Here is a 6000-nt window from a genome sequence, read left to right on the forward strand (position 1 = left end):
GGAGCGGCGAGACGGGTGAGGGGTTATCTCCGCACACTTATCTGCAACGGAATTTGCTGATGCAACCCCTCATCCGGCGCTTCGCGCCACCTTCTCCCGCAAGGGGAGAAGGAAGAGAGCTCACCTCGCGGCGGCGACCTTCAGCGGCTGCGGCATCAATCCGCCCATGGGACGGCCCGAGCGCGCAGGGTTGAGCTGATAGAGACCGCGGCGCTCGGTGATCGGACGGAACGCGTCGGTGATGCCGACGACGGATTCGGCCGCACCGAGCAGCAGCGTGCCGTCGGCCTCGAGCCCCTTCGCCATGCGCTCGAAGATCACCGCCTTGGTGTCCTGGTCGAAATAGATCAGCACGTTGCGGCAGAAGATCACGTCGTACGTGCCGAGATGGGAGAAGTCCTGCAGCAGATTGAGCTGGCGGAACTGCACCATGGCGCGAATGTCGGCGTTGAGCTGCCAGAGCTCGCCGGCTTGCGTGAAGTACTTCATCAGGTGCTGGATCGGCAGGCCGCGCTGCACCTCGAACTGGCTGTAGATGCCGGCCTTGGATTTCTCCAGCACTTCCTGCGACAGATCGGTGGCGACGATCTCGATGCGCCAGCCGGCGAGCGCCGCGCCCATCTCCTTCACGCACATCGCGATCGAATAGGGCTCCTGCCCCGTCGACGAGGCCGCCGACCAGATCCGGATCGACTTGCGCGCGGCGCGCGCCTGGATCAGGCCGGGCAGGATCGTCTCGCGCAGATGGTCGAACGGAATCTTGTCGCGGTAGAAGAAGGTCTCGTTGGTGGTCATGGCTTCGACCACGTCGGTCGCAAGCCGGCCGTCGCCGTTCCTGATCTTCAGCACGAGATCGGGAATGCCGGGAAGGCTCGCCTTGCGCGCGAGCGGCAGCAGCCGGCTCTCGACCAGATATTGCTTGTCGGGCGACAGATCGAGGCCCGAGCGCTCCTTCAGGAACTTGCGCAGATAATCGTAGTCCGTCGGATTCACGAGCGATCTCCCGCGAACAGGCGGTTGACCTTGGCGCCGATCTGGTTGAGCGGCAGGATCGCGGCGCAGATGCCGGCATTGGCCGCCGCGCCCGGCATGCCCCAGACCACGCTGGAGGCTTCGTCCTGCGCGATCACGCTGCCGCCTGCCGCGACGATGTCCTTGCCGCCGCGCATGCCGTCCGAGCCCATGCCCGTCAGGATCACGGAGAGGATGTTGCCGTGCCAGATGTCGATGGCGGAGGTGAAGAGCGGATCCACCGCGGGCTTGCAGAAATTGACGGCGGGGCCGTCATCGAGCGCGATCACGACGTCCGCGCCGCTGCGCGCGAGGCGCATGTGCTTGCCGCCGGGCGCGAGATAGATCCGTCCGGGCTTCACCGGCTCGCCGTCGACCGCCTCGGCCGCTGGGCGGCGGCTCGAGCGCGCCAGATGCTCGGCGAGAATGGTGGTGAAGGTCGGCGGCATGTGCTGGGTGATCAGCACCGGGAAGCGGTCGATGACGGGGCCGAGCTCGGTGACGAGCGCCATCAGCGCCTGCGGACCGCCGGTCGAGGAGCCGATCAGCAGCACCTTCGGTGCCTGGGTCGAGAACGGGCGCGTCGACAACACGCCTGACGACGGAGCATGCACGGCTGGAGCAGGTGCCGGCGCGGCAGGACGGGCGACAACCGGCGCACGTGCAGCCGGCGCCGCCGGGCTCGCCGGTGCGAGCGGCGGGCTCGCAACCGCGGGCCTGCGGCGCAGCCGCGCGCCGAGATGACGGATCTTCTGGATCAGGTCGTGGTGGAAGGTGTCGGCGGCCGACGCCTCGCGGGTCGATTCCGGCTTCGGAATGTAGTCGGCCGCGCCGAGCGAGAGCGCCTTGAAGCTGATCTCCGCGTTACGGCGCGTCAGGGTCGAGGCCATGATGATGACGAGATCGCGCTTCTTCGCCAGCAGTTTCGGCAGTGCCGAGATGCCGTCGAGCTCGGGCATTTCGATGTCGAGCACGGCAACGTCGGGGTTGATGCGTTCGATCTGGTTGACCGCCTCGAGCCCGGTGCGCAGCGACGCTGCGACCTCCATGTCGTGCTCGGCGCCGATCCAGCGCGAGATCAGGCCGCGGATGACGACGGAGTCGTCAACGACCATCACCCGCAGCGGCCCGGCTTCACGCGACGTGCCCGTGGTCGAATTACCTGCGAACGCAACACTCATTACTCACCAACTCAGACTGAAACGGTTCAGTTGAAAACAATCGCCGAAGGATCCGTTCCGCCTCCGGGTGTTCGCTCAGATAAGTCCGACTTCCTGAAACTTCGCCGTCACGATGTCCTTGTCGAACGGCTTCATGATGTACTCGTTGGCGCCGGCGTGCAGCGCGCGGGCAATATGCGCGACGTCGTTCTCGGTGGTGCAGAACACCACTTTCGGCTGGTCGCCGCCGGGCATGCGGCGCAGGTGACCGAGGAACTCGTAGCCGTCCATGACGGGCATGTTCCAGTCGAGCAGCACCGCGTCGGGCAGTCCACGCTTGCAGGCCTCCAGAGCCTTCTCACCGTCCTCGGCTTCGAGGATCTGGAAGTCGAGGCCCTCCAGAATCCGGCGCGCAACCTTGCGGATGACGCTGGAATCATCAACGACGAGACAAGTTCGCATGTGAACCTCTGCTTCCTCCATCGTTTTCGAGGGCACTTCCAATTACTGGCCCGTCGGCGGCGGCGCCGCCGTATCAGGCCGCCATCATCTCGGGCGCGAGCTCGAGCACGCGATCGACGTCGAGCACGACCATGAGCTGGCCGTCGAGGCGGTGGACACCGCCGGCGAGCTTGGCCATGCGGGGATCGAGGTTGACGGGGTTCTCTTCCATGCCGGCCTCGGGCAGGCGCAGCACCTCGCCGATCTGGTCGATCAGCAGGCCATAGGATTCGCCGCGCAAATCGACGCCGACCGCCATCGGCACCTTGCCGTCCTCGGCCTTGGGCAGGCCGAGACGAGCGCGCATGTCGACCACGGTGACGATGCGGCCGCGCAGGTTCAACACGCCCGCGATCTCGCGCGATGACAGGGGAACGCGGGTGACGCGCTCGGGCATGAACACGTCCTGCACGCGGGAGATCGGCAGGCCGAACAGCTGGCCGCCGATCATCGCGGTGACGTACTCGACCATGGCGCCTTCGGCGGATTGGGTCTTGGTGCTCATCTGAGTATCTCCTGATCCCTGTCCTGCTTACGCCGCGGCCCGGCTCAGCTCGGAGGCGCCGGCGGCGCCCGCGGTCTGCTCCTTCAGCGCCGCGATCAGACCGGGACGGTCGAACTTGGCGACATAGTCGTGGAAGCCGGCCTGACGGCCGCGCTCGATCGCCGCCGGCGACACCAGCGCCGAGAGGCCGATGATCGGCGTCGCGGCGAGGTTGTTGTCGGAGCGGATGGTCTCGGCGAACTCGAACCCGTTCATGTCCGGCATCTCGATGTCGGTCAGGATCACGTCGAAGCTCTGCGCGCGCAGCGCAGCCAGGCCCTCCTGCGCGGTCGGCGCGGTGCGGACGCGGTAGCCCGCCGCCTTCAGCACGGGGGCCAGCATGTTGCGGAAGAAGGCGCTGTCGTCCACCAGCAGCACCGACTGCGAATGCATCGACGGCTTCATCTCCTTGCGGGTGAACCAGTCGGCGAACGCCATGGGCAGGAAGTGGCCGACGTCGATCACTTCGGTGGCCTGGCCCTTGATCACGGCCGAGCCCAGAATGCCGGAGGACGAACCGCCGACCTCGATGTTGAGGCGTTCCTCGACGATGTCGATGATCTCGTCGACGACGAGGCCCATGGAGCGGCCGTCATCGGCGAACACCAGGATCGGCTGGGCGCCCTGGGAGGCGATGGTGACGCTCTCCATGGCCACCAGCGGCATCAATTGCTCGCGGTACTGCACCATGTAGCGGCCGTTGGAGAACTCGATCTTGTCGGCGGGCAGCTCTTCGAGGCGCGTGACGAGGCCGAGCGGGACCGCCTTGGGCTGCGACGAGCCGGCGCGGAACACCAGCAGCGAGGTGGTCTGCTCGCCCGAGCCGATGTGATGGGCGCCGTTCTCGTCGCCCATGTCGTGGGCCGAGGAGCCGGCGGCGCCGAGCGCCTTGGCAATGCCGTTGGGGTCGATGATCATGATGACGGCGCCATCGCCCAGAATGGTGTTGCCGGAGAACATGTCGATGTGACGCAGCTTCGTCGACATCGGCTTGACCACGATTTCTTCGGTGTGGAAGACGCCGTCGACGACGATGCCAAAGGTCTGGCTGCCGACCTGCGTGACCACGATGAAGCCGTTCTCGGGATCCGAGGCCGCGCCGTCGTCGATCTTGAGCAGCTTCTTCAGGTGGATCAGCGGCAGCAGCTTGTTGCGCAGGCGAAGGACCGCGGTGTCCTTGATGCGCTCGATGCGGTGCTCGGAGTTGGCGCGGGCACGGACCAGCTCGACCACCGAGAGCTGGGGAATCGCGAAGCGATCACCGGCGGCCTCGACGATCAGCGCCGAGACGATGGCGAGCGTCAGCGGGATCTTGATGGTGACGGACGAGCCTTCACCGGCCACCGACTTGATGTCGATGGTGCCGCCGATCTGGTCGATATTGGTGCGCACCACGTCCATGCCGACACCGCGGCCGGAGACCGAGGTGATGGCGGCCGCAGTCGAGAAGCCCGGCGCGAAGATGAACTTGTGGATCTGGGCTTCGCTCATCTTCTCGAGCTCGGCCTCGGTAACGAGACCTGAGGAGATCGCCTTGGCCTTGATCTTCTCGGTGTTGAGGCCGCGGCCATTGTCGGCGATGCAGATGATGATGTGGCCGCCCTCGTGATAGGCGGACAGGCGGATGGTGCCCTGCTCGCCCTTGCCGGACGCAACGCGCTCGGCGGGGGTCTCGAGGCCATGGTCGGCGGAGTTGCGCACCATGTGGGTGAGCGGGTCCTTGATCAGGTCGAGCACCTGGCGGTCGAGCTCGGTGTCGGCGCCGTGCATCTCCAGCTCGATCTGCTTGCCGAGTTCGCTCGAGAGATCGCGGACGATGCGGGGCAGCTTCTGCCAGGCATTGCCGATCGGCTGCATGCGCGTCTTCATGACGCCTTCCTGCAGCTCGGCGGTGACGTTGGAGAGGCGCTGCAGCGGCACCTTGAACTCGGTGTCCTCGTTGCGCCTGCTGATCTCCAGCAGCTGGTTGCGGGTCAGCACCAGCTCGGAGACCATGGTCATCAGGTGCTCCAGCGTGTCCACGTTGACGCGGATCGACTGGTTGGCGATGCGGTCGCCCTCGCCGGCGGTCTCGTCGGCCATCGACTTCTTCGGCGCGGCCTTTTCCTTGGGCGCCTTTGCTTCCTTCGCTGCTTCCTTGGCGGCCGGAGCCGGAGCTTCAGCAGCCGGGGCCGGCGCGGGCTCGGCCTTGGCGACGGGCGCGGGCGCCGGGGCTTCGATCGCGGTCTCGCGGAAGGCGCGCTCGAGCTCGTCGAGCGAGACTTCGCCGGGACGCAAGGGGCGCTCCAGGGTCTGGTCGACCAGCGAGCCCGTGGTCATGTCCTTGGCGGGCGCGGCAGCGGGCGCTTCCGGCACCAGCGGCGGCGCTTCGGCAACGGGAGCAGCAGCGCCGGCGGCCGGCATCGGCTGCGCCGAGCCTGACATTGCCGCCATGCCCTGCTCGACCATCGCTTCGAGCTTGTCGATGAGATCGCGGTCGTTGCCCTCGGGCTCGGCTTCGGTGGCCTCGAGGCCTGCGAGGATCTCCTTGATGCGGTCGATCGAGGACAGGATCACCGTCACGGCCTGGCCGGTCACCGGCATGCCGTCGCGGAATTTGCCCATCAGCGTCTCGCCGGCATGCGCCAGCGCTTCGAGCCTGGGCAGTCCGAGGAAGCCGCAGGTACCCTTGATGGTGTGGACGAGGCGGAAGATGTTATCCAGAATCTTGGCGTTGTTCGGCTCCTGCTCGAACTTCACCAGCTGATTGTCGACGGTGTCCAGGCTCTCGCTGGTCTCCGTCAA

Annotated in this window: 5 protein-coding genes; all 5 read right to left on the reverse strand. The window is 66.5% G+C overall.

Annotation, left to right across the window (positions count from 1 at the left end; translation table 11 throughout):
• Positions 1-120: 120 nt before the first annotated feature.
• The gene (locus JQ617_RS29700; protein WP_212029419.1) at positions 121-993 is read right to left on the reverse strand and encodes a CheR family methyltransferase; all 873 of its coding nucleotides are present in this window, start codon (positions 991-993) and stop codon (positions 121-123) included.
• On the reverse strand, positions 990-2192 hold the full coding sequence (locus JQ617_RS29705; protein WP_212029420.1) for a protein-glutamate methylesterase/protein-glutamine glutaminase: 1203 nt from the start codon (positions 2190-2192) through the stop codon (positions 990-992). Before JQ617_RS29705 ends, JQ617_RS29700 begins: the two co-directional genes overlap by 4 nt.
• A gap of 75 nt (positions 2193-2267) precedes the next feature.
• A complete protein-coding gene (locus JQ617_RS29710) occupies positions 2268-2633 on the reverse strand; it encodes a response regulator (protein WP_007600538.1) in 366 nt (121 codons plus the stop codon).
• Between the two features lie 73 nt (positions 2634-2706).
• A complete protein-coding gene (locus JQ617_RS29715; RefSeq protein ID WP_063692483.1) occupies positions 2707-3177 on the reverse strand; it encodes a chemotaxis protein CheW in 471 nt (156 codons plus the stop codon).
• 27 nt (positions 3178-3204) lie between these two features.
• The coding region (locus JQ617_RS29720; RefSeq protein ID WP_212029421.1) for a hybrid sensor histidine kinase/response regulator at positions 3205-6000 on the reverse strand (2796 nt) is incomplete at its 5' end.

This window comes from Bradyrhizobium sp. KB893862 SZCCT0404 (assembly GCF_018130885.1).
Lineage (GTDB): Bacteria > Pseudomonadota > Alphaproteobacteria > Rhizobiales > Xanthobacteraceae > Bradyrhizobium > Bradyrhizobium stylosanthis.